This window comes from Paenibacillus segetis (genome assembly GCF_014639155.1).
In the GTDB taxonomy this organism is placed as follows: Bacteria; Bacillota; Bacilli; order Paenibacillales; family Paenibacillaceae; genus Fontibacillus; species Fontibacillus segetis.
In genome coordinates, this window is the sequence record NZ_BMFT01000001.1 from 212,478 (window position 1) to 237,620 (window position 25,143).

Genomic DNA, 25,143 nt, shown 5'->3' on the forward strand with positions numbered 1-25,143 from the left:
ATAGGACATAAAGTGTTGCTTTTATTTGTAAGGGCTTTCAAATATCGATTGACATCATTTTATATGCTGATTATAATCTACTATGAACCAGATAAGCAATATAACGCTGGTTGCGTTCGAGGGAAACAGGGGGTTTTTCTGTGAATATGCTATAAAAAAGGAGGTTTTGTTGGAATTTATAGCTTTTTGGAGTATTTTGTATGTTCATATCTGGTTCATAACTGTTATTCTTCAACATGAGAATTCAATGTTTGATTCGAAGAAAGGAGATGTAAGGATGAAAAAAATGATGTTCGCCCTATGCCTGATCCTATTGAGTTCATCGTTATTTACTTTCGGAAGTACGAACGTTAAGGCAGCTACGGGTTCTCAGATTACATTAAGCAGTAATTCTAATAGTGTTCGTGTTGGAGATACGGTGAAGGTGCAAGTCAATGGGGAACAGTTCACTGATCTATTCGGAGCTGAAGTGACATTAACGTACGAACCCCAAGCCTTGCAGGTGTTAGAGGTCAAAGAAGGTGACGCGTATGATGATTTTGGTGCATATGTAAATCATGTTGATATGGGCGAGCTTTACATTCCTCTAGTAAGAAAGCAATTGCTGGTCAATCAGCAATCCACTGTTCGCTTGGTAGAAATAACGTTTAGAGCACTTAAAGAAAAAGATACAGTAGTAGAAGTGACTCGTGTTAAAGCTGTAAGTAGTGAAAGGTTGACGAATACACAAGGATACAAAGATTTGAAAGTGCTTACATCCGATTTAGGTGCAGGGTTAACGATTAAAATTGCGAAGCAGATCGACAAGGCTCCAGATAGCGGTTCTGGCTCAGGACAGACCGGATCCAATATAGCTCCAAGTCCAAGCAAGAATATGAAACAAGAAACCGACGCTCTTTTACAGGAAAAAGATCCTTTACGTGCTGCTGGTAAGTTACAGTCCCTACTTAATGGGTTAAATTCAGAGCCAAACTCTGCGGATAAGGATGTATTGTTGAAAACCGCAGGGACAATCCTTGATGGAATTTCTCAGGTACCCGTCACCAAGGAGGGTTCAGGTACGAATGAAACCTATGTAATTACATCTGACGATGTGAATACACGAAATGCACTTATACAAGGCATTAAAGAATCACTGTCTAAATTGAATATGAAACTTCCAGAAATCGAGCAGACCAATCTACGAGCATTTATGGGATATTCGCTGGATGGACGTGATGTAAATAAGCTAGGCGTATATCGTCTTAACGAAGATACGGGCGCATGGGAGTATATATGGGGCGCCATTCATCAAGCACAAACCAATGAATTTACCATCGGAGTTCAGCAGGCAGGAACTTATCGCGTGATGGAATTCATTAAGAAATATGAGGATACGACGGAAATCTATGCGGAAGCTCGTTATGCGACTGAGGTGTTGACGGCGAAGCATATTTTGAATGGAACCTCGGAGTCAATATTCTCGCCTAGTAAACAAGTAACCCGTGCCGAATTCGCTTCCATGATTGTGAGAGCGCTTTTACAGGATCAGGTTGTCACTTCGAGCGGTGGGGGAGCCACGTATTCTGACGTACGAACGAATGAATGGTATTACGGATACGTTGAAACGTTACAGCAACTTCAAATTATCAATGGCTTTGGTGACGGTACATTCAGACCTAATGATCCTGTGACTCGCGAGCAAATGGTGGTTATTGTGATGAAAGCATTGGAAAGTCTAGGGTTGGCTCCTGCTGACAATATGCAGACTACCGGCGAGCAATTTGAAGATGATCAGGCCATTAGCGGATGGGCGAAGGAATCCGTCATTAGCGCAAGAGGTATGAATATCGTGTCGGGAACGGGTCAAAACCAGTTTGTACCGAAACAGTCGTCTAACCGAGCAGATACGGCAGTGTTTATTTGGAAAATGCTTCAGTATGCGAAATAAGGAGGAGAAATACTTATGCTAAACTCCAAATTAAAGAAGACTTGGAGAGTTGGAGGGATCGCAGCATTAGCGTTATTGATGGTACTGCAAACACTGGTGTTCGTTCCTGGTCCAGTCCAAGCTTCTACGACTAACATAGAAGACATGGTTGTTGATGAACAGATAGGAGACTCGGCTACCATTCCGAATGAAGAACCAAATACCAATCCGGATGACGAATCGGTTGACGATCCAAATGAAGAGTCTGCTGTTGAAGAACCGACTTTGGAGGAAGAGGAGACAGACCAGCTTGAGGGTGCTACGGATCCGGAGGTCACGGTTACTCAAACGGTCTATCGTAATGAACCACTCTTTAATCATGACTTTGAGATGGGAGCGGGCAGTACGGTTCCAGGGTGGAGTATGTTTTTTACTGCAAATGACAGCACTTCATATGAAGTAACCCAGGATGTACGTTATTATGGCAACTCCAGTCTTAAGCTGGTGGATAAGTCCAATACATTACCAATCTATTTGCAAAGTGATCAACGTACAGTAACGCCAGGCTATGAGTATAATGGCTCGGCGATGATGTATATTGCCCCGAATGCTGGGAACGCAGCAGGAGCGAGCTTGGTGCTTCGTTTCTATGATGAGACAGGTAAACAGGTAAATACAGATAAGGATGGAGCCAATATCGTTCATTTAAGAACCGTTGGGTCCTGGACACGAGTAACTGTCACGGGTACTGCTCCAGCTAATGCAGTATACGCAAGAATGGCGGCATCCATCTCTAACTATTTTACGGCTGAATCAGGCGCATTCTATGATGACTTTACTTTGACTTCACCTCAAGAGGGTGCAGCACCAGGCACACTGCATCTACAAATGCCTTCGGGTATTCTAGCAAACCAACAGTTAGAAGCAAAAGTCTTACTGAGCCGTGGGATGAATGTTCAGGCGGTTCAAGGTAGCTTGGCTTATGACCCATCGGTTCTAGAGGTTATCAATGCAGTTGTAGCAGATGAGTTCAATACAGGTGGAGCTGCAACACTGGATATGAGCAATGATGCAGGCGTTCTTAAATTTGAGGTATCCAAACCAGAGGGTTCTGTTGTTAATGATGATAAGCAAGTATTGAATGTTACATTTAGGGTATTAAGTGAAGCGCCGCAAGTGGATGTTACACTGCTAGAAAGCTCTGGCGTACAGGATGTAGATGCAGTTGAGAACAATAAGATGTATATCGGTGCAGCAGATGAGAGATCAAGCACTTATATTCGTAGAGCATCTCTTGATGTAAATGGTGATGGTAAGGTCGATCTTTTTGATGTAATGGTTGTAGCGAAGCTAGTGGATCGCATGGTGACCAATGATAACTGGATGTATGATTTAAATAATGACGGCAGAATTGATCAAGCGGATGTCGTAGCACTGACCGATGCGATCCTGTCGAAATTGCTGAATTAGAACGAAGGAGGGTACGCTCTATGATACTACGCGGTATGAGAAATCGTTCGCTGACTTTATTACTTATCTTCTCGCTGGGGCTGAGCTTGCTATTGCCGGTAGGGGCGCAGGCAGCTTCGGAGCAAGCTAGTCCATTGTCCAAAACAAAGTATGGTACACCTGTTGACCTTGGATATCCGATTCGTTCGACATCGATCAATGATGGAGTGATGGGCACTGAAGATGGAAGGGATGTTCTCTACACGACAGCATCGACAACTCCGTCAGTGTTTAATGTTATTGACGTGAAGAATAATGAGCTAATTCGATATTTCGAGCTTAAGGGTGTAGCTCAATCGTGGAGACATATCATTGCACCGGATGGAACTGTCTATATTGGTGCAATTACATCATCGAATACAGGAGAGCTGTGGAGCTACTCACCTGTTACCAAAACGGTCCAGAAGTTGAAGGGGATTGGAAGTGAAAAGTCGGTATGGTCCATGACGACCGATCCAGCGGGGAACGTGTATATTGGTACCTATGACAATGGTAAGTTGTATAGATATAATCCGAAGACAACAGAATTAAAGGATTATGGAACCGTGCTAGCTGGTCGCAATTATATTCGCTCGATGGCATATGACGATGGATATATCTATGCTGGGATGGGACTTCCGTTCGATGTTGTTAAGGTAAACGTAGAAACTGGTGTTAAGGAAGTCATTTCTGCTGAGGTACCAGGAATTCTAGGTGTCGCTCATGAAAAGATGGAGTTTGCCTATGATATGGCTGTAGTGGATAAGTATCTATTCGTCAAAGCAAGCGGGGAAGTAGGCTTGACGATGGTGATTTACAATCTAGATGAACAGAAGTGGGAACACAAATATATAGGTGTTGACCCCGTGAGCCAAAGGGGAGTGATGAGCTACAACCAGATCCCTGTTGCAGATGGCAAGGCGTATATTCCTGCTCACGGAGGAATTGTGGAAGTTGATTTAACAACTCTAGATACGAGAAATACAGGGATTAGCTTTGGAACATCGCTACGGGGAGCAGCTTGGGTTGATATGGGGATTCCTGAATTAACTCCAGATCGTACGATCGTAACGATTCAAGCTAACGGTAAATTATCAGCCCTTGATGTGAAGAATGGTATACGTAAGGATTTGCCTGGCGTTGTTGCTAAAGGCGGACCGATTCCTATTCACAATATGGAGCGTGGGACGGATGGACGTCTCTATATGACGGCTTATCCAGGTGGAGTTGGTGGCGTATTTGACCCAACAACGAATGAGTCAACTAACTTCTTGATCGGGCAAGCGGAAGGTATCGTATCTGTTGGTAATAAGGTTTATTACGGAGTGTATCCAGGCGGTCACATCTATGAGGTAGACATTACCGGCGGGAAATTGACTGAACCTAAGGAGATATTCCAAATCGGATCAGGTCAAGACAGACCTTATAAGATGGAATATGCCGACGGTAAGTTGATTATTGGTACAATCCCGGACTATGGTGAACTAGGCGGGGCACTGACGATCTATGATTTGGCTACTGGAGATAAGCAGGTTTATCGCGATATTATTAAAGATCATAGTATCGTTGGCCTTGCTTATAAGGATGGCAAGATTTATGGTTCAACAACTAAATATGGCGGTTCAAACACAACGCCACCAACGAATAACCCAGAGGTTTTTGTATGGGATATAGCGCAGAAAAAAATGACGATGCATACTCAGCTAACAGCACTGACAGGGCTTGGTACACATCGTATGATTAGTGGCTTAACATTTGGTGAAGACGGTTTGCTATATGGTGGTGTCGACGGAATTCTCTTCGCTTTGAGCCCAGATGATCTCTCTATCGTTAAGCAGAAAAATATCTATTCTGATGTAAAAGATTACGGGATGTGGCGTCCTTATTACTCCCGTTGGGGTGAGGACGGTCTCCTCTATATCGGACTTGCGAATCGGATGACGGTTGTGGATACAGCAACGATGGAGCATCGTTCGCTTACGCCAAGCAATTTTGAAATGAAGTTCATGACACTTGCAAAGGACGCTGAAGGGCATGAACAAATTTACTATACAGATGACACAAAATTGATGATGATTCCTATATCCGAATCTACTAGCACCAAGACGTCAGTGAGAAATGGATGCTTTGAAGAGCCGCTAAATGCGGATGGATCTATTCCAGGCTGGAGCAATGCTTACACGACTACAGTGACTGAGTTTAGTCTTTCGAGTGAGCAAAGTTACTGCGGAGAACCGGGTCAGAGCCTAAAGGTCATCGACACAGCACAAGGCAGCCCGGGAACCGGTAGCTATCTAAGTGATCCTATTCCGGTTGTTCGTAGTGGCGAATATACAGCATCTGCGAAGCTCTATATTGAGCAAGGACTTATAGAAGGAACAAGAACAGATGATTCAGGCATTATATTATATTTCTATGATAAATCCGGTACTCGGATCAGCACGGCAGCGGGTACGGTGATCAAAGGTATGCCGCAAAAAGAATGGGTTGATATCTCAGCAACTGGAGTTGCTCCTGAGCAAGCAGCATTTGCGCGGATTGCCATGTATTCATCAGCTTGGAATATGATGATTGGATACTATGATCATGTAACCTTTGAGGGACAATCACCAGGTACTCTGCAATTGAAAGGCGCTGGTGAAATATCTGCTCGGGATTCATTTGACGTAACATTACAGGCTAAAGACGTTACTGATCTGTATGCTGTGCAAGCGTCGCTGGAATTTGATCCGGCTCTGTTTGAAATAGTTGACGTTCAGATGGCTAATGGATTCGGTTCTCGATCTACTGCTTATTTAGGCTGGAAACAAGATAGCGTGAATGGCAGAATCAACATCATCGCAACTCAACTTGGCGATCAAGCGCTGGGTGGCAGTATGGACATAGCGACTATCACCCTTAAGTCGAAGCAGGCTGCAGAACAGGCAAATATAGTACTTTCTAAGCAGTCATTATTTGCTGACAAGAATGCCGACGTAACCAAGCTGTCTTATATGCTGTCTGAAGATGTAATTCTTGATGTTCAGTACTCTTTCGATGTTGAAGATTTCAACAAAGACCATCAGGTGAACGTTCAAGATATCACGCTTATAGGGAAGCAATTAGGGAAGGCGTTAGACGAAAGTAATATGATGATGGATCTGAATGGTGATGGGGTCATTGATATTAGTGATATTTCACTGGTTGTATTGAAAACATTGGAATAGATGTAAGCGAAAAATAAATTGAAAATTAAAAAAAGGCGGTGCAGGCGCTGGTCCTGTACCGCCTTCTTTGATTATTTAGTGTACTTTTTCCGGGCATGCCGATTCTAGATTGTGGGAAGTATACTCTTCGTATTGTGCAGAGAAATGTTCAATCTTATGAGTAACTTTCTGTAAGTGTTTTTGCATTTCTGTAATTTGTATTTCAACGTTTTTTTTATGCTCTATCAGCAGAGTACACCGTTGTTTTAGTGTTTCATCGCCTTGCGTGCTAAGCTCCACAAAATCTTTAATCTGCTTGATAGACATTCCGGTGTTCTTGAGACAGCAAATTAACCCGATCCACTCCAAATCGTCTTCAGAGTAACGGCGGATGCCACTTTTACTCCGGGTTACACAAGGTAACAGTCCCTCTTTTTCATAGTAGCGTAATACATGCGCCTTTAAATTTGTTTTTTCTGATATTTGTTTAATAGAGTAATCCATAATAATTACACCTCTAAACTTTTATTTTTATTATTGACTTCATGTTAACGTTAAGGTTTAAAATTTGATTATACTTTGTAATAGTATGTTCTATCAAGATTTCTAAGGAGGAGACGCTAATGAATTCATTAAAAGATTGCTATCAATTAACTAATGGAGTTCAAATACCCTGTATAGGTTTTGGCACTTGGCAGACACCGAATGGAGAAACCGCTGTGACTGCTGTGCAAGAAGCGATTAGGTTGGGGTATCGCCACATAGATACGGCATCGGGTTATGGCAATGAGGAAAGTGTTGGTATTGCGGTGAAACAAAGCGGCATCCCACGGGAAGAGCTCTTCATCACCAGTAAGCTACATAATCCTGATCATGGTTACGAGAACACAATGAAGGCATTTGAACAAACGCTGAAGAATCTGGATATGGACTACCTTGATCTCTATTTGATTCATTGGCCAAATCCGATTAAATATCGAGACTCTTGGCAGGAAGCAAATGCGGGTTCATGGAAAGCATTTGAAGAATTATATGCCGCTGGACGTATTCGTTCCATTGGGATCAGTAATTTTCATCCTCGTCATATCGATGAGCTTATGAAAACGGCAACGATTACACCTATGGTCAATCAGATCCGGCTTTGTCCAGGTGATACTCAGGATGAGGTGGTAGACTACTGTAAAGCTCGGAATATTGTATTGGAGGCATACAGTCCGCTGGGAACGGGGTCGGTCTTTGATGTACAGGAAATGCAGGATATCGCACAGAAGTATGGCAAAACTATAGCACAGATCTGTATTCGCTGGAGCTTGCAAATGGGCTTCTTACCGTTGCCTAAATCTGTGACGGAGTCCCGGATCAAAGAAAATGCCGAAGTGTTCGATTTCGAGCTTTCTGCACAGGATGTTCAGATTATTGCAGATCTGAAGGGTTGCTGTGGGTACTCTCTGAATCCTGATTTGGCTACATTCTAAGCAAGGATCGATCGTTTAATTAAAGGCTTGCCTACACAAATGATAAAAAGGAGAAATGGTAATCATGAGAACAATTGAATTGGGAACATCAAATCTGCAAGTACCTGTCATTGCAGTTGGATGCATGCGGATCAACAACTTAAGTAAAACCGATGCGGAGCGTTTTGTTCAGACTGCGCTAGATGAAGGCGCTAATTTCTTTGATCATGCGGATATTTATGGCGCAGGTGAGTGTGAACAAATATTTGCGGAAGCGGTTCACATGAATGCTTCTGTGCGGGAAAAGATGATTTTGCAATCCAAATGCGGGATTAGAAGAGGAATGTTCGACTTTTCCAAGGAGCACATCTTAGAATCCGTGGATGGCATTTTGGATCGCCTGAACACAGATTATTTGGATGTACTGCTATTGCACCGCCCGGATGCATTGGTTGAGCCCGATGAGGTAGCCGAAGCATTCGACAGACTTCATAGCAGTGGAAAAGTCCGCCATTTCGGCGTTTCGAATCAGAATCCTATGCAGATCCAATTGCTGAAAAAATCGGTGAAGCAGCCACTCGTGGCAAATCAATTGCAGCTTAGCATCACCAATACCACCATGATTGACGCAGGCATCCATGTGAATATGCTCGATGACGCGGCTGTTAATCGTGATGGCAGCATTTTAGATTTCTGCCGTTTGAACGATATCACAATACAGCCTTGGTCTCCTTTCCAGTATGGATTTTTTGAAGGAGTATTCCTGGACAATGACAAATTCCCGGAACTGAATGCAAAAATTAATGAGATTGCTGGTAAATATGGAGTGACTAATACTACGATTGCGATTGCGTGGATTCTCCGTCATCCGGCACAAATGCAACCTGTAACTGGAACAACGAATGTGGATCGTCTGAAGGATTGCATCAAGGCATCGGAAATCCGCCTGACCCGTGAGGAATGGTACGAGATTTATCGTGCGGCAGGGAATATATTGCCTTAAGGAAATACGGAATATATATTTGTAACAAAACAGGTCTTTATGGTCCTAATAATAAGGATATCCTCTACCGAATGAATTCTGTAGGGGATATCCTTATTTCCTGTTGGGAGGTATAGAGTAATTACCATATACTATGACATATCTGGTGGGTTGTAAGTGAGAAACGAGAGTTTAACTTTGACTTCATCTATGATACCTTGTGAATATTGTATTTAATGTTAACCAGAATTGTGATGTCTTAGTTTTGGAGGGGAAGATGGCTAGGTACTTTAGAAACAGCATCAAAACGAAGATTATGATTTCTTTTTTAATCGTGATTATTTTACCAACGGCATGTATCAGTATCAGTTCTTATTCTATATCCAAAGCATTATTGACCGAAAGAGTAAGTGAATCTTTTATGGATAACTTGTCGTATTTGGGACAATCCTTGGAGTTCGATATTCGGGAATGGGAAAGGGTCATGGATCTACTGCAGGTAAATCATACGATTGAATCTATTTTTATTGAAAAATATGAAAACGATGTAAATTACTTTTTTGACGTAAAAAAGGCAAGTCAAGTATTTGACGACTGGGCCTATGCTTCAAACATGTATACATATATATCATCTTTGGTTGTGATCGGTGATAACGGGAAGATATTGCGATATGGGGAAGATGTAGGGCGCTTGGATGTTGAAGAATTGATGCAACAAGACTGGACTCAAAAGCTAGACCAATCAAAAGGTGATCTTGTATGGCTAGGAGTACATGAGAATTATGCTAATTTTCATTATCGCAATCCATATGTTGTCTCACTGACTAAGCAATTGGATTATAAGAAAAGTAAGGCTGTGGTTTTTTTGAGTTTTAAAGCACAGTTTTTCTTTGATAAGTTAAATACCAAACATGATCCGAATAACGATATGTTCTTACTGGATTCAGAGCATCGCATTGTTTATAACCGGGACCCGAATAAAATTAATCAATTATATGAAAATCAACTAGATTTTCAGGACAAAGGTTATTCAACGATTACCGATCAAAACGGCGTGAAGCGTCTTATTGCGAAGGTGCCGATTGCGAATACGGGGTGGAATGTCGTGGAGACCATTCCGCTGAAGGATTTGACACAAGGAAGCTCCAGGATTTTTGAGGTGACTACCCTTGTATTTATTTTATCGTTTCTAGTGTCAGGGTTAATATGGTTCATCATAACATCCCGGATTGTGAATCCGATTCAAAGTCTGGCAAGTACGATGAATCGAGTTCGTGGGAATGAAAGCAGTGTCATGACTGAGATTGATAGTAGGGATGAGATCGGACAATTAAATAAAAGCTTTAACTATATGATGAAGCGTATAGATCGATTGCACCAAGATAATTTGCGTGAGCAGGCAGATAAGAATGACGCGGAATATCGTGCATTACAAGCCCAAATTAACCCACACTTTTTGTATAACACGTTGAACTCCATTCGTTGGATGGCTATGATTCAGAAGGCCGACAATATACGCGAGATTGTTGAGGTGCTGGGTCGATTATTAAGAAATACAATCAAAATGCAGGATAAAATTATTCCAATTTCAGTAGAACTAGAACTAATTAAGGATTATATTCAAATCCAGAAAATACGGTATAACGATAAATTTGAGGTTGAATATAGGTTTGAAGAAAACATCACGGAGTATCGAACTTTAAAGTTTGTTTTGCAACCGATCATAGAGAACGCGATTTTTCATGGCATCGAGCCCAAGGAGGGGCGTGGAACGATACAGATCCGAATCTATCAAGAATCAGCAGCTTTAATTCTGGAAGTTTATGATAATGGTGTGGGTATGCTGCCGGAGATCGTAGAGAATCTGCTATCTGCTAAGGATGATAGAGGAAGTATTGGAATACGTAATGTTCATGAACGAATACAACGAACATTCGGTGAGCCCTATGGTGTTGTTATAGAGAGTGAATGTGGAGTGTATACGAAGGTCCAAATAAAGCAACCGATAATAGAACTACCCCTGGAGGAAAGACATGATTAAAGTTCTAATTGTTGATGATGAGATGATATCCAGAATTGGTATTAAGTCTTTAATACCATGGAAGGAGCAAGGGTTTACAGTAGTCGGTGAAGCAGAGAATGGAAAAAAAGCGCTAGAGCTCATATTGGAGCTGCGACCGGATATTGTCATCACAGATATTAAAATGCCAGTCATGAGTGGTTTGAATTTAATTAAGAAAACCCAAGCTGAATTAGTTCAAGGGCAACCGGCTTTTATCGTCTTAAGTTCCTATGATGATTTTGATTATGTAAAAGAAGCACTTGTTCTGGGGGCTAAAGACTATTTTCTCAAGTTAGAGTTAACGCCGGAGAAGCTTCTGGAAACATTAAATCGAGTTAGTCAATTAGTGAGTATCGAGCGGGAGCAGCAAAATAACAATAAAAAACCATATGTTGAACAATTATCAGCTAATGATTATGAAATTATCAAAAGTAATTTTCTGCAAGAAATCATTCATGGAAGAAGCAATAGAGAAGAGGATATTGATAACAAGCTAATTGCCCTTGAGATGAGGCTTCCTAAGGAACGGATCCAGTGCGGCGTAATTTTGCTTCATGGGATGGATGTTTATCAGAAATATAACGATCATGATATTCATCTTTTTCAATTTGCTGTTGAAAATATTGTATCTGAGATTGTGTCAGACTATCATTTTGCCCATGCTGTATTTACTCAGGCTAAAGAGATTACGGTTATATTTGCCCATGCCGAGATGGATCAAATGGATAAGAACATGCTTGAACTCATGAACGCTATTATGAAAGCGCTACAAGTATATTTAAATATTAGGGGACTCATGGGGATATCCAAAATAAGAGAAGGATACCTTTCTATTAAAACCAGCTATAGTGAAGCGTTGGAAGATGCTAATCATGTCATAGTCCAAAAAGGAATTCGTAATTATGAACTAGGAAGCGAAGAGCCTGTATCAGATATGAGTGATTATATTAAACAATTTGAATTGACTTTACATGTCTCTGAGATGGATAAGATGAGTGAATGTCTTGTACATCTTGTTGAAAAGATTAAGCATACATCAGATATCTCTAAAAATGTATTGAAAAGCCTATGTTCCACGCTCCTACTGTCCGTTCATACCTATCTGAACGAATATGCAAGTTCTATAAAGCTAGAAGAGGCTTGGGGTTCAGATCCTTATAGATCGCTAGAGCATCTAAATACGAACTATGATTTTATCACCTGGATTGAGCATCTGGAGAAAACGATGGTTGCCATATTTAACTCATTGGGTGAATCAAGGAAATTAATACATCAAGCCAAACAATATATCCATAAACATTACGTAAGCAATGTGTCTCTGGAAGCTATTGCGGATGAGTTAAATATATCGCCGAATTATCTTAGTTATTTGTTTCGTAAAGAGACAAAGGAAAGTGTTGTCGAGTATTTAACAAAGTATCGTATTAATAAAGCGAAAGATTTGCTCAGAACAACCCACTATAAGATTTATGAAGTTGGACAAATGGTTGGCTATGACAGCGAGCAATATTTCAGCAGAGTATTTAAGAAGATCGTAGGCATGCCTCCGCTAAAATTCAAACAATAAAATAAGGGAACATAATAGAATAGGTTAATTTATCGGAGGATTAGATAAGAAGAAATTAGTTCGTTTACTTTAAAGATATCCGGGGGCTTGAAATTGAATTGGATAAGATAGAGTTCCGAAGTATCGTGCATTAACTTCAAAGAATCTATTCCCTATACTTAAATTGTATCAAGCTAACTAAGCAATGGAGGGGTATAGAAAATGAGACAAAGACTTAAATTTGCTACACTAGCGCTTGTCGTGCTTATGTTGACAAGTTTATTGGCAGCGTGCGGATCTAATTCCGGGGATTCGTCAGCCGAGCCATCCAATGAGGGGAAGACAACATCCTCGGATTCAGCTACAACGGGTGCGGTGACCCTGAAAATTTATTCGGATGGGAATCGTGCACAGGATACGAACTTTTTAGATCTCATAGATGCGTTTAAAAAAGATACGGGCATTAATGTGGAATTGAATATTATTCCAGGGGACGGCGTTGAAATCTACAAAAAAATCGATATCGAGTTGGGAACACAGGATAGCTCTACTGATCTAATTCTACTTACTAACCCTATTTTCTTAGATAAATATACGAAAAGTAATTCGTTACTACCTCTTAATGATCTGATCAAAGAGCAAAACTATGATGCCGAGGGCAAGTTCGGGAAATATTTAAGTGAATATAACGGAAATATTTATAGTCTCCCAGCAGGAGCTGGAAACTGGGCTGTCTATTACAATAAGAAAGTGTTCGACGATGCGAATGTACCATATCCTTCGGGAGCCTGGACCTGGGATCAATATATTGAAACCGCTAAGAAGCTAACGGATAAGTCCAAAGGGATATATGGATCTTATACGCTAGATTACGATAACTATATGTATTTTACTGCTCGTCAAAAAGATGTTCCGGGTTATAAAGAAGATGGAACTTCGAATTATGACGATCCAGCATTTAAGGAAGCACTCCAATTCTTCGGTGACCTTGGGAATGTACATAAAGTTCAACCGAGCTGGATGGAATTTAAGACAAAAAAATTAGCATGGGATGGCTTCATGTCAGGGAAGTACGGAATGCATGTCATTGGCAGTTGGTACACCAATATGTTCTTAGATAAAGAATCCTATCCACGCGATTGGGAATTTGGAATTACGGAATTACCAACACCTGCTGACGGTAGTGGTAACAATAATATTGGAGTTGTTAATGGTATAGGTGCCAACGTAAATACGAAACATCCGAAAGAAGCTTTCGAGTTTATTAAATATTTTGCGGAGAATAACTATAAATTTGTGGGTGACTTGCCAGCTCGAGTTGACCTAACAGAAGATGATGTTCAAGGGTTGTTCAAAGACATATCGGATCGACTTGCAGGTGAAGTAACGGTAGATCAACTGAGTAAAGCTTTATACAATAATGGTCTTGGATTTGCAGATGAAAAAATAGTCGGTCCGGCTGCTTCGGAATATAGCAATATTATTTTGCAAGAAAGTGAATTGTATTTAATCGGTCAGAAATCACTTGAGGATACAGTCAAAATAATTAAAGAACGTGTTGATCAAGCTATTGCAGCGGAGAAAGCAAATCAACCTTAAGCGTATCATAATTATTATGGGGAGGGCTGCCTTTGGTAGCCCACCTATTATTTAGCGAGGTGAATTATTTGAAATCGATAAGACTGATGATGAAATCAGGAGAAGCAAGGGCGGGAATACTGTTCATTCTTCCGTTTTTTATAGGGTTTCTCATATTTAATATACTTCCAATCATCTATGCGTTATTTATTAGTTTTGTAGATTATAACACCTTAAAACCAAGCTTTAACTTTATTGGCTTTGATAATTTCGTACGAGTCTTTCATGATCAGATTGCCTTAAATGCCTACTTAAAAAGCCTGATATATACCTTGCTATATGTTCCTGGAGTTATTATTGTATCCTTTCTGGTATCGGTTGTCCTGAACCGAAAATTCCATTGGAGACCGGTGAGTAGAACCATGATTTTAATTCCGTACGTAGCGAACGTTGTTGCGATTGCTATGGTATGGTCGATTATTTTGGATCCCTATGATGGTCCAATCAATGCCCTTCTTCACCTGATCGGTATTAGTAATCCGCCGATGTGGCTCGGGGGTGTCGGTAGCTCCCTTCCGACGATTGCACTCATCAACGTTTGGCAGAGTATCGCCTTCCAGACCATCGTATTCTTAGCTGCATTACAAGGTGTACCTAAAGAATTGTATGAAGCATCTGAACTAGATGGCGCAGGAAAATGGCGTCAGATGATAAATATCACGATTCCACTTGTATCCCCAACGACCTTTTTCCTTGTGATCACAAGTATTATTGGTTCATTCCAGAACTATGCTTCAGTGCGAGCTTTAACGAATGGGGGACCTGGTGTTTCTTCTCGGGTGATCTCACTCAACATTTACGAGGAAGCATTTACTTATAATCGGTATAGCTACGCCGCAGCACAAGCGATTCTTTTGTTTGTCATTATCTTGATTGTAACCATCATCCAGTGGAAGGGGCAGAAAAAGTGGGTACATTATTGATGAGTAAGAAGTCTAAGGCTACAATCAATTACTCCAAGCTTGTAGTTTCCATTTTTATTTTCCTGATCGGTTTGATGATGATTGTCCCTTTCCTGTTTATGATCTCAGCGGCACTTAAACCTAACGCACTTGTTTTTTCAGAGCCACTAAAATTTCTACCTGAGACAATTTATTGGGATAATTTCAAGGAGATCTTCCACCACAAATATTTTTTTAAATGGTACGGAAACTCCGTATATATTGTTGTTCTAACGATGATTACACGATTCATTGTTGTTACGATGGCTGCATACGCCTTTGCAAGATTGAGATTTCCCTTTAAAGAGGGCATTTTCTTTCTCTTTATTTCAACGATGATGATTCCGCCTGATACAACAGTTATTGCGAGATATATGCTATATAAATATTTGCTGATTTATAACACGGAATGGTCCTTGATCCTCCCAGCAACCTTTGATGTATTCTTTATCTTTTTGCTGCGACAGTTCTTTATGGGCTTACCTAATGAAATTTCAGAGTCGGCAGTGGTTGATGGCTGCTCTCAGTTTAGAATATATTATCGAATCATATTACCTCTTGCCGTTCCTGCCCTTGTAACCATGCTGTTATTCACTTTCATTTGGACATGGAACGATTTCGTAAATCCATTTATTTTTATCTCGAATATTAATAAACAAATGGTTACCGTTGGTTTGGAATATTTTCAACAAGAAGCAGGTACGGATTATGCATTACAGATGGCAGGAGCATGCATTATCGTTATTGTCCCAATCATCCTGTTCACCCTGTCGCAAAAGTATTTTGTCCAAGGTATTGCTAGTACAGGGGTCAAAGGTTAGTCTACTCAGTCCGTACAAACGATCTTGTCCTAAATTAGCTTCTTCAGCATAGATATGTTGTATAGAGGAGCGTGAATATAGTGGACAAGAAAGTAAAGCGATACTATCAACTGAAGCTAAGTCAGAAGGAAATAGAGCATGAACTGAGTGAATTGCGCAGTGAGATTTTGAACCATTGTGCAGAGGAGGACGTATCGGAGCTTGACGTAGGAAGTTACAGGGTGAAACTTGTGTTCCAAGAGCGTAAAGAATACGACGATGCCAAGCTCTATGAAGCGCTGCCTGACCTTGAAGTGTGGCGAATGCTCTCCAAGCCTGATCCCTCCAAGATCACGAGCCTGATTAAATTGAACGTGATCTCAGAAGATAGCATTCGTGATACATTTTCGATTAAGTATGTAACCTTGCTGCAAGTGGATAAGGAGTAAATAAGTAGATACTGTATTTAGAAAAATAAAGCCTCACCGTGTGACGAAATAATACGTCAGCACGGTGAGGCTTTATTTTATAGTTCATCAGCAATACCTAATAATGCAATCCCAATAATTACGATAACAACAACCGCATACTGCATCTTGCTCAGTCTTTCTTTGAGGAATATACGAGATAATATCACAGAAAAAATGCTGTACGATGCGATGAGTGGGGCTGCGATAATGGCGTTACTAGACATAGCGAACACATAGAAGAATTGTCCCGTTGTTTCTAAGACGGCGGCGCAGCCTTTGTCCCGTTCTTTAAATATGTTGAATTGTTGTTTCTTAATGAACTTAAGGTATGTAAATGATAATGCGGCACAAATGAAAAAGGTGAATTCATACGCGAGTAGAGCAGCATCCTCACTGATCAGGCTGAGCTCATCCAAATAGATTCCATCGGCGAAGGTCCCGAGCCCATCGATTAAACAGTATAGAAGAGGAAAGATAATAGCCATGAAGCCGATTTGATACTTTTTATCGATCTGTGTGGAGCTTGCGCGAAGAGCTTTATGTTCGGCACTCTTTTCCAAAATAGCAATGCCAATAACCCCTAAGGTGATAATCGCTATTCCTAAGATTTCGACATATCCTATCTCGTGGGTGAAGAAAATGAACAATAATATCGCCGTTATAGCTCCAGAAGAATTTTGCACGGGAGATGCAATCGAAAGTTCAATATATCTCAGTCCAATATATCCTATTGCCATCGATAAAATGTAGAGTGCAGAGACAGGTAAGTATCGGATCATATCCGTGGGATCAAAATGTAATCCCTTGATTAGCATATAAGCCGTGGCGTGGATCCCCATAACTAAACCTACCATAATGACGATTTTGATATGACTGAATCGGTCATTGCTATCCGAGCCCTTTTTGTAGAATAGATCAGCGCCGCCCCAAGCGAGTGCTGTTAATATAGCAAATAAAAACCACATGCTCAATTTCCCCTCGTTGTAGATTAGATAATAGTCCACAGTGAATGGTATCTTAATTCGTAACAGGTGGCGATTAAAAATGTCATGATTTTAAACGAAATTTAAACTCAATTATATGCCACCTTAAACTTACTCAAATATTATATACAATATGAAATGTTGAAAAGGATGGAGTGCGATATGAGATTACTGGAGTCGATATTGATTATATTCTCGATACTCCTGCTGATTCATTTATTTAGCCAAAGGCTGACTAAATTAACAGGGGCTGTCGTGAGTGCTGCAAGTGGCGTTATCCTGTTTATGCAATTGATGATGGAAGGATACCGATGGCAGATGTTGTTTGTGTACTGTATCACTGTCATTAGTATTAATCTCATTATGCGAAGACGCAGGAAAATAACGGTTCAGCCAAAATCCAGAAGGAAAAGGATTCAGGGAACTATTTGCTATTCATTAATGGCAGGATTAATTTTTATTTCGATGCTCCTTGCTGTTTATTTGCCAGTATTCAATTTGCCTATTCCAGATGGTCCAAGCAAGGTTGGAACACAAACTCTTTATTACAAGGATGAAAGCAGAGATGAGATTTTTACCGATGATCTAGCGGATAAGAGGGAGTTAATGATGCAAGTTTGGTATCCTGCTCAAAAAACCGAGGAAAACGACAAAAGCGCGCTTTTTCCAGAGGACAAAAAGGTATTTAAAAAGTTAATTGCAGCATACTCAGAATCATTACATTTGCCAGCATTTGTTCTTGATTATTGGAGATATATAAAGAGCAACGCTTATGAGGATGCTGAAATACAAGCCTCGGTAACACCATATCCGATCATCCTGTTAAACCATGGCATGGGAACAAGCAGATTATTACATGCTTCTCAGGCTGAGAGCTTGGCAAGCCATGGCTACGTTGTAGTAGCCATAGATCATACTTATAATTCAGCAGCTACCGTTTTTCCAGATGGGCACGTTACTAGGTTTAATACGGATTTAATGGATACAGATCAAAATACAAGCAACAACGTACAACTGGATACATGGATACAGGACGTTGAATTCGTCTTGAAACAAATACGGCAGTTAAATACAGGTCTTCCTACAAGCCGCTTTACCGGGAAGTTAGATATGAACAATATAGGAATTATGGGTCATTCTTTTGGAGGGGCAACGGCATTTAAAGCGTATTACACCATTCCCGAATTAAAAGCTGGAATTAACATGGATGGCTCATTGTTTAACTTAGATACTTCGCATGAGATTACCAAACCATTTATGTTCATCGAATCTGGCGAATATTATATGGCGAAGGAGAATGGCGATAAGAAACTTTCGGAACAAGAACTGCAGAAGATGAACTTAACTAGGGATGAATATAATAGAATTATCGATAATGTGCATAAGGAAAACAGGATTATGGATCAGGTCGCTCAGCATGGGGGGACGATGATTTATGTAAAAGGGACGGCCCATTATAATTTCACGGACTTTCAGTTCTACTCTAGATTACTGAAGCTGATGGGTATGACGGGAGAGATTGATGGAAGTAGAGGAGCCTATATTGCCAATCAATACATTCTGGACTTTTTTGATAAGCATTTAAAGGGTACCCATGGGCAACTATTGAACGGACCTAGTCCAGATTTCCCGGAGGTCGAATTTCCTAAGTTTCACTAAAAATTTACACTTAACTGCATATTCTAATGAGGAGTGGTATAATAATGCGGTGGTTCGGTGATGTAGAATCGTCCCGCGACAGAATACAACCAAAGAAGTGATGATGCAGTGAACCTAATAAGGCCAGCTATGAAGCAAAAATCGATTTTTATGTTAAATAAGTATTTTACAGGGAACTCGATAGATTACAAACAAATTATTGCCATTATTATTCCGATATTTGTGGACCAAGCGTTTATAATTTTGATGAGTCTACTGAATACTGCAATGATTAGCTCCTCAGGGGTTGCTGCCGTCAGTGCGGTAAGTATGGTAGATTCATTGAATATTTTCTTGATTAATGTGTTTGTCGCAGTGGCGACAGGCGGTACAGTTATTGTGGCGCAATACAAAGGTAGTGGGAATCAAGAGATGGTATCCAAAGCTGCTGCACAAGCAATATCCGCAGTTACGATATTATCTGTAATGATCAGTACATTCGTTATTATATTCCATAACCCTACTTTAAATGTACTGTTTGGTAATGCTGAAGCTGAAATCTTTCAGAATGCCAAAATTTTTCTTATCGGTAGTTGTATCTCATATCCATTCATTGCTATATTTCAAGCTGTAAGTGGTGTGCTCAGAGGTGTTGCCGAGACAAAAGCATGCCTGGGTTTATCGTTAATCATGAATCTAACGTATTTATGTTTAAATGTCGTGTTAATCACGATTTTTGATATGGGTGTTATTGGATTAGTTATTTCTATGATCCTAGCAAGAGTACTAGGAATGGCTGCTTCGTTAATATACTTATTGAAATATAACCAAACGCTACGGTTTAAAATAAAAAATGCACTGAAGCTTAATTTTTCAATCCTAAAGAAAATTATGTTTATCGGGATACCTTTTGCTGCTGAACAAATGTTCTTTAATGGGGGGAAATTGTTAACCCAGACCTTTATCGTGCAATTAGGGACAACGGCGATCACGGTCAATGCGATTAGTGGCTCAATATCGCTGCTATTTCAAATCGGTGGAAGTGCACTAAGCATCGCCGTAGTAACCGTTGTTGGGCAGTGTATCGGACGCAGAGAGATGCAAGATGCAAGGAAGTTTATTAAATCCTTTATTGGTCTTTCTACGGTGTTCTTCTTGGTTGTGACGGCAATCATTATGCCGCTATTCCCGCTGATTGTGAAGTTGTTCTCGCCACCTGAGGAAATGGTTCCCACCATATTCTCGCTCATGGTGCTAATTGCGATAGCCCAGCCTATCCTGTGGTCAATAAGCTTTATTATGCCATCGGCATTACGTGCAGCAGGCGATTCGAAATTCACATCGGTCTCTTCGTTGCTAACCATGTGGATGTTCCGGGTAATATTAGGTTATTTATTAGGTATTACATTCCATCTCGGTATTATGGGGGTATGGGTGGCCATGGTTTCCGAATGGGCCATTCGTGGATTTTTATTCACGATGCGGTTTAGGGGAGAAAAGTGGTATAGTCACAAACTTGTATAGAGTAACAAATGATAGCCAATTATTAAAAGAGCTGATGTCGGCATTCGACCGACATCAGCTCTTTTTTCTAACTACATATATATTTTTTAAATTTAAAGATCTATTTTTGATGAACAGAATCACCTTTGATTAACGTAACGTAGATTCGTTCCGTATCTAATTCTTCGGAAGCGATAAGTTTTAATAGTTGTTCTGAAGCGACTGCACCCCATTTATGCTTGGAATAATCTATGGTGGCTATTCGAGGTTGTGTATAATGCGTTAGCTCCATGTTATCGAATCCAATGAGGTGAATATGTTCGCCGATACGGAATTCACTTTGTTGCACAGCACTATATACACCAAGGGCCATTTCATCATTAAGACAGAAGACAGCAACCGGTTCGGTATAGTCTTCCATAATTTTCTGAGCTGCTTGTTCACCAGATGATTTACGGAAATCCCCTTGAATGATAGTGCATTCAATCGGTTGATTTCTATCCATCGTTTGCTTCACGGCTTGAAGTCGTTGAATCGAATCAAATGAATCAGGAGGTCCTGAAACAATATATATTTTACGATGTCCTTGTTCAATTAAGTATTCAACGGCAAGTCCGGCTCCTGCTTTATTATCGAGTAGTACTTGGTTAATGTTAGGGTGCTTTAATTCTCGGTCAAGCACAACCAGTTTATGACCTCGATCTGCAAGGAGCAGCAATTCCTCACTAGTGAAAAATGCATCTAAAACGATAGCGCCATCGATAATTTTCTCAGGTAACAAACGATGGGACTGTCTTCCGCTACAGACGATTAAATCATAGTCATGTTTGTTTAGAACTTCTTTCATTCCTTGTAATAATTCACCATAAAAGGCGCCTTTAAAGTCTGTTAAGAATGCACCGATAATTTTGGTTTCACGTCTTTTTAAATTTCGAGCCGCTGCATTAGGAATGTAATTTAATTCTTTTGCTATAGCTAATATTCTTGATGCGGTTTCCGCGTTGACTTTGGTATTTCCGTTTAGTGCATAAGAAACGGTCGAGATCGAAACCCCGGCTTTTTTAGCGACATCTTTTATACTGACCACGACATTTGCTCCTAACGTTCACTCCGTCATTATAATGAATAATTAGTTCTATTATATCAAAGATGAAGGCGACCCTAAAGGATCGCCAACAAGATTTTACATATAGATGTTGATTTCATTCATAGTATCGTTCATTAATTCATCTAATTGTTGCTTACTGATACGCATGCCGCCTTTACGATAACGGTTTGCTGTTTCGGTTGTAATAGCATCTTTTCCATTTATGGTTATACGGCTAATCGCTTGGCCGGTAATATGGTAGATAAAGCGAGACTTCGTTCCACGAATTGTAAAGTCAAATTGCATACCATCGCATGTTGTTGGTAGGACAGGATCCAGAATAAGATCGCCAGCTTCATGACGAATACCCAAGGTGTTTGAGATCAATTGATTCATGTAGATCCCAGGGCCACTGGAATAAATTCTCCAACCGCCTTTAACAGCGACATCTCCCGTACGTAATTCGTTGAACCGATCTTGTGCTTCGTAACGATCATTAAATTTCCCGTCGGAACTACTGAAGTAAGCATTGCTTTGACGCAATTCAGCATTCGGCACGACGTCACGGATACCTACTGGGTTAATCATGGCAAGGCCTTTCCAAGTTTCATCGGCTTTTCCGAGCTTAGCCATTGCTTCTACAAAGCGAATGTGAGCATGGACGTATTGCAGACCGACCTCACGACCAAAGTTGGCTGCTTGTTCAGCTCGCTTGAAGTTTGTGTTTACACCACCAACATATTGAGCTGGACGATTCATTAAGCGCACGCCATCTGGACAATACAGTTCTTTCTTAATAAGGTCATAGTGAGCTGCTGCTTGCTCTTCAGTTAGTAATTCACCAATCATACTGCGAGTCATCGGGAGAAGACGATATTGAATACCTGTCTTCGTATCGGTTGGGTGCAGCATCAATTCAGCTTGACCTGGCTCTTCCATGAATACAAAGCCTGGAATCACATCGGTTTGCAGCATATATCGATTGAAGTCAGCTTTGATAGCAGTAGCATGTTGTCTTAATTCAGTCGCCATCTCTTCATCTATTTGGGAGAGAGCTGTAGATAGTTGGTTGAACACTTGGTATGTCAGTGCAACCGTCCAACTGCTGACCATATACTGTTTCAACTGTGCGTTCGCAGGTTGAAGTGTATCATCCCAATCGCCATCGCCATAAGAAGATAAGTGTGTATCATGCAAGTAATGATTTTTAATATATTCGATTTCTTTTTTTGCATGATCATAGATCGTTGCTTTCTTCTCTGTTAGCTCGCCTGTATGACGGATAGAATAGGGTACTTCTTCTTGAAGGATGCTGTAATCCTTGGTGATGTTTAGATAGTCGCCCAAAATTTTGAGAGGCCATACAATAATATCGCCATGGCTTTCTTCTTGTTGAATTTGATAGTACTGATCGAACATGAACCATTGCGGCCAGTTGCCTTCATCTTCATATTGATGAGTAAATACTATTTTGATGATGTCACGAACTTCATCATATTTTTGAGTTGCCATGAAATATTCGATGGGGCCTTGGCATACATCACGAGTGCCCCATGCAGCACCGCCGTATTGTTCTAATCCGTGTGGAACAGAATAGTGTACTAACATATTGTGTGTGTACCACCATGCCAGGGCGTTTACCTTTTGAATCTCATCGGTAAGACCTTCGGGATGATTCAGGTTAAATCCGTTCATGACGTTCTCAAAAAATGCACGATAGTTAGCGATTTCGTTCTCGACATCTGGAGCTTTAAATGGCAAATCCTGACCCTCAACTAATCCTTGTACCGTCATATTCCATTCGCTTGTAGTAGATAATTCTAGGACTACGAGAGAAGCTGATCCAGCATCAGCATGTTTAGCCATCGCCGTTTCATCTTGTGTTGTCATATCCGCACCTGTAAATTTCATACGATAGCATAGGTTTGGAAGTGCTTTTGCACTATCGGATGCTGTATCCGCACGGAATGTAAGCATAGAATCAGACTGTTCCATGTGATAAGGGACAACATGTTCATTATTGTTCATCGATACTTGATTAGTTACGAGATAACGATAAGCTTTACTGTTTGCAGAACGAACTTGTAAGTGCAATTCCGGTGTGTTTACCGTTGTAAAATTCGTAATGATGATCATATCATCTGCCATTTTGTAATACCAGCGAGCATAGTTAAAGCCCATTTCGAACATCGAAGGCATAGTAAGCAAGTGATACGTACCCTGGATTTCGATATAAATTCGTTGACCGGATGTTTTCATTACGTTCAGAGCGTTACGAGCGTTCGTTAACATTTTATTGAATGATGTATTACCAACAAGCAATTGGGAGTTGAATATACCATACATATAAGAAGTTGTTGTTAAGACTTGATCGTTCAAACGGGCGTTATCCCCAGTCATTAGAATATGACCGTGTGGACGCTCAACAAGTAATTCCTTGGCCTTCAACACGATATGCTCGTGCGTATCGGTAAAGAAAGATAACAACTCTTCTCCTTGCCACTCTTCTTGATGCCGGTTGGGGAAGAGACTCTTTAGTTCTTCAAATGTCATCGATTCGGTTGTTAGAGGAGATCCGATAGGCGACGCAATGCTTACTTTACTTACAGATGTGCTTGTTGTAGCTTGAAGTTCGGATACATACGCCCGTGCTTCAACAATCTCCTTGTTGAATTCAAGGGATGTAATGGCTGCCTTATGATCTGCTCTAAATAGACCGTAGAATACAAAATTTGCAGATCCATTCACCGTTACGCGCTCTGATTGCAATGCTGTATAAGCAAATTCATATTGATACACTTCATTATTTAATTGTGCTTGTTGAAGTGCAGCAGCCTGATTTGTTGCCTTATATGATAAACCGAAAAATTGGAATCCATCGGTGGAGAATCCGACTGACTTCGTCAATGAACCTTGTTGGATGTAAGGGAATGTACCCGCTTGCGGTAAGTTCTGACGCGAGCAAACGACGTAACCTTTCTCTTCATCTTCAAACATAGTATGGTCAATATATTGGGATAGGTAAGCTTCGTTCGAACGTACAGCCCCTTGATCCGCTAGACCGATATCTTGTCCGTAAATGACATCAACAACCTCGCCTTGCCCTTCAATCTGAACATCCCAGAACCAAATATTCATAGGTGTTAAAGTAAACGTTACAAGGTATTGAAGGGATTCGAAAGTGCCGCTAAATATTACTTGTGTATCTGTATAGTTCACGTTGCTTGCGGAATGAACGCCAAGGAGTGGTACGCTTTTTATACCGGATTCATTGTGTACACGAAGATATAGATTATTTAGAGATCCATCTAGTGGATTGGCTATCCATTGATTGATCATAATGTTATTCATTCGTATTTCACGAATATCTCCACTATTCATGAAGTTGAAGGCTATATGATTTGATTTTATTTGAAAATCTGAAGGGTTAGTCAATGTCATTTTTTTCACTCGCTTT

The 25,143-nt window shown here is 40.5% G+C and carries 17 protein-coding genes; 13 read left to right on the forward strand and 4 right to left on the reverse strand.

The features are described from left to right. Window positions 1–277 precede the first annotated feature (277 nt). Genes IEW05_RS00940 through IEW05_RS00950 form a run of 3 tightly spaced genes read left to right on the forward strand, consistent with a single transcriptional unit; the run spans window position 278 to window position 6,603 of the window. Entirely contained in the window at window positions 278–1,930 is a 1,653-nt protein-coding gene (locus tag IEW05_RS00940) for an S-layer homology domain-containing protein (RefSeq protein WP_188534933.1), read from the forward strand. A 15-nt stretch (window positions 1,931–1,945) separates the two neighbouring features. Beyond that, window positions 1,946–3,379: a dockerin type I domain-containing protein gene (locus IEW05_RS00945; RefSeq protein WP_188534935.1), complete on the forward strand. Its 1,434-nt coding sequence runs from the start codon at window positions 1,946–1,948 to the stop codon at window positions 3,377–3,379. Window positions 3,380–3,399: 20 nt separating this feature from the next. After that, window positions 3,400–6,603, forward strand: coding sequence for a cohesin domain-containing protein (locus IEW05_RS00950; RefSeq protein WP_188534936.1), 3,204 nt, complete (start codon window positions 3,400–3,402; stop codon window positions 6,601–6,603). Window positions 6,604–6,678: 75 nt separating this feature from the next. On the opposite strand, the gene IEW05_RS00955 is transcribed toward IEW05_RS00950, so the two are convergent. Continuing rightward, window positions 6,679–7,086, reverse strand: coding sequence for a MerR family transcriptional regulator (locus IEW05_RS00955; RefSeq protein WP_188534938.1), 408 nt, complete (start codon window positions 7,084–7,086; stop codon window positions 6,679–6,681). 119 nt (window positions 7,087–7,205) lie between these two features. Here IEW05_RS00955 and IEW05_RS00960 point away from each other — a divergent pair, with 119 nt between their 5' ends. The 8 genes from IEW05_RS00960 to IEW05_RS00995 all read left to right on the forward strand — a co-directional run bounded on the left by IEW05_RS00960 (window position 7,206) and on the right by IEW05_RS00995 (window position 16,454). Continuing rightward, a complete protein-coding gene (locus IEW05_RS00960) occupies window positions 7,206–8,057 on the forward strand; it encodes an aldo/keto reductase (RefSeq protein WP_188534941.1) in 852 nt (283 codons plus the stop codon). 64 nt (window positions 8,058–8,121) lie between these two features. Next, window positions 8,122–9,039: an aldo/keto reductase gene (locus tag IEW05_RS00965; protein WP_188534943.1), complete on the forward strand. Its 918-nt coding sequence runs from the start codon at window positions 8,122–8,124 to the stop codon at window positions 9,037–9,039. 256 nt (window positions 9,040–9,295) lie between these two features. Beyond that, on the forward strand, window positions 9,296–11,059 hold the full coding sequence (locus IEW05_RS00970) for a cache domain-containing sensor histidine kinase (RefSeq protein WP_188534945.1): 1,764 nt from the start codon (window positions 9,296–9,298) through the stop codon (window positions 11,057–11,059). Then, window positions 11,052–12,647, forward strand: a complete 1,596-nt coding sequence (locus IEW05_RS00975; RefSeq protein WP_188534947.1) for a response regulator transcription factor — start codon at window positions 11,052–11,054, stop codon at window positions 12,645–12,647. The genes IEW05_RS00970 and IEW05_RS00975 overlap by 8 nt, the downstream gene beginning before the upstream one ends. Window positions 12,648–12,848: 201 nt before the next feature. Further along, a complete protein-coding gene (locus IEW05_RS00980) occupies window positions 12,849–14,225 on the forward strand; it encodes an ABC transporter substrate-binding protein (RefSeq protein ID WP_188534949.1) in 1,377 nt (458 codons plus the stop codon). Window positions 14,226–14,257: 32 nt separating this feature from the next. After that, a complete protein-coding gene (locus tag IEW05_RS00985) occupies window positions 14,258–15,187 on the forward strand; it encodes a carbohydrate ABC transporter permease (RefSeq protein ID WP_188534951.1) in 930 nt (309 codons plus the stop codon). Further along, window positions 15,187–16,026 (forward strand): carbohydrate ABC transporter permease, encoded by an 840-nt coding sequence (locus IEW05_RS00990; RefSeq protein ID WP_194434078.1) that lies wholly within the window; start codon window positions 15,187–15,189, stop codon window positions 16,024–16,026. Before IEW05_RS00985 ends, IEW05_RS00990 begins: the two co-directional genes overlap by 1 nt. A gap of 80 nt (window positions 16,027–16,106) precedes the next feature. Further along, entirely contained in the window at window positions 16,107–16,454 is a 348-nt protein-coding gene (locus IEW05_RS00995) for a hypothetical protein (protein WP_188534955.1), read from the forward strand. Window positions 16,455–16,531: 77 nt separating this feature from the next. Here the strand turns inward: IEW05_RS00995 and IEW05_RS01000 are convergent, their stop codons facing one another. After that, window positions 16,532–17,440, reverse strand: coding sequence for an EamA family transporter (locus IEW05_RS01000; RefSeq protein ID WP_188534957.1), 909 nt, complete (start codon window positions 17,438–17,440; stop codon window positions 16,532–16,534). A gap of 180 nt (window positions 17,441–17,620) precedes the next feature. Here IEW05_RS01000 and IEW05_RS01005 point away from each other — a divergent pair, with 180 nt between their 5' ends. Continuing rightward, entirely contained in the window at window positions 17,621–19,117 is a 1,497-nt protein-coding gene (locus tag IEW05_RS01005) for an alpha/beta hydrolase (protein ID WP_188534959.1), read from the forward strand. A gap of 129 nt (window positions 19,118–19,246) precedes the next feature. Then, entirely contained in the window at window positions 19,247–20,620 is a 1,374-nt protein-coding gene (locus IEW05_RS01010; protein ID WP_188534962.1) for an MATE family efflux transporter, read from the forward strand. Window positions 20,621–20,720: 100 nt separating this feature from the next. Here IEW05_RS01010 and IEW05_RS01015 read toward each other — a convergent pair whose 3' ends face one another. Together IEW05_RS01015 and IEW05_RS01020 are read right to left on the reverse strand one after the other, a co-directional pair. Continuing rightward, window positions 20,721–21,686, reverse strand: coding sequence for a LacI family DNA-binding transcriptional regulator (locus IEW05_RS01015; protein WP_188534964.1), 966 nt, complete (start codon window positions 21,684–21,686; stop codon window positions 20,721–20,723). 96 nt (window positions 21,687–21,782) lie between these two features. After that, window positions 21,783–25,127 carry a GH36-type glycosyl hydrolase domain-containing protein gene (locus tag IEW05_RS01020; protein ID WP_188534966.1) on the reverse strand — a complete coding sequence of 1,115 codons (3,345 nt, stop codon included), beginning with the start codon at window positions 25,125–25,127 and terminating at the stop codon, window positions 21,783–21,785. Window positions 25,128–25,143 lie beyond the last annotated feature (16 nt).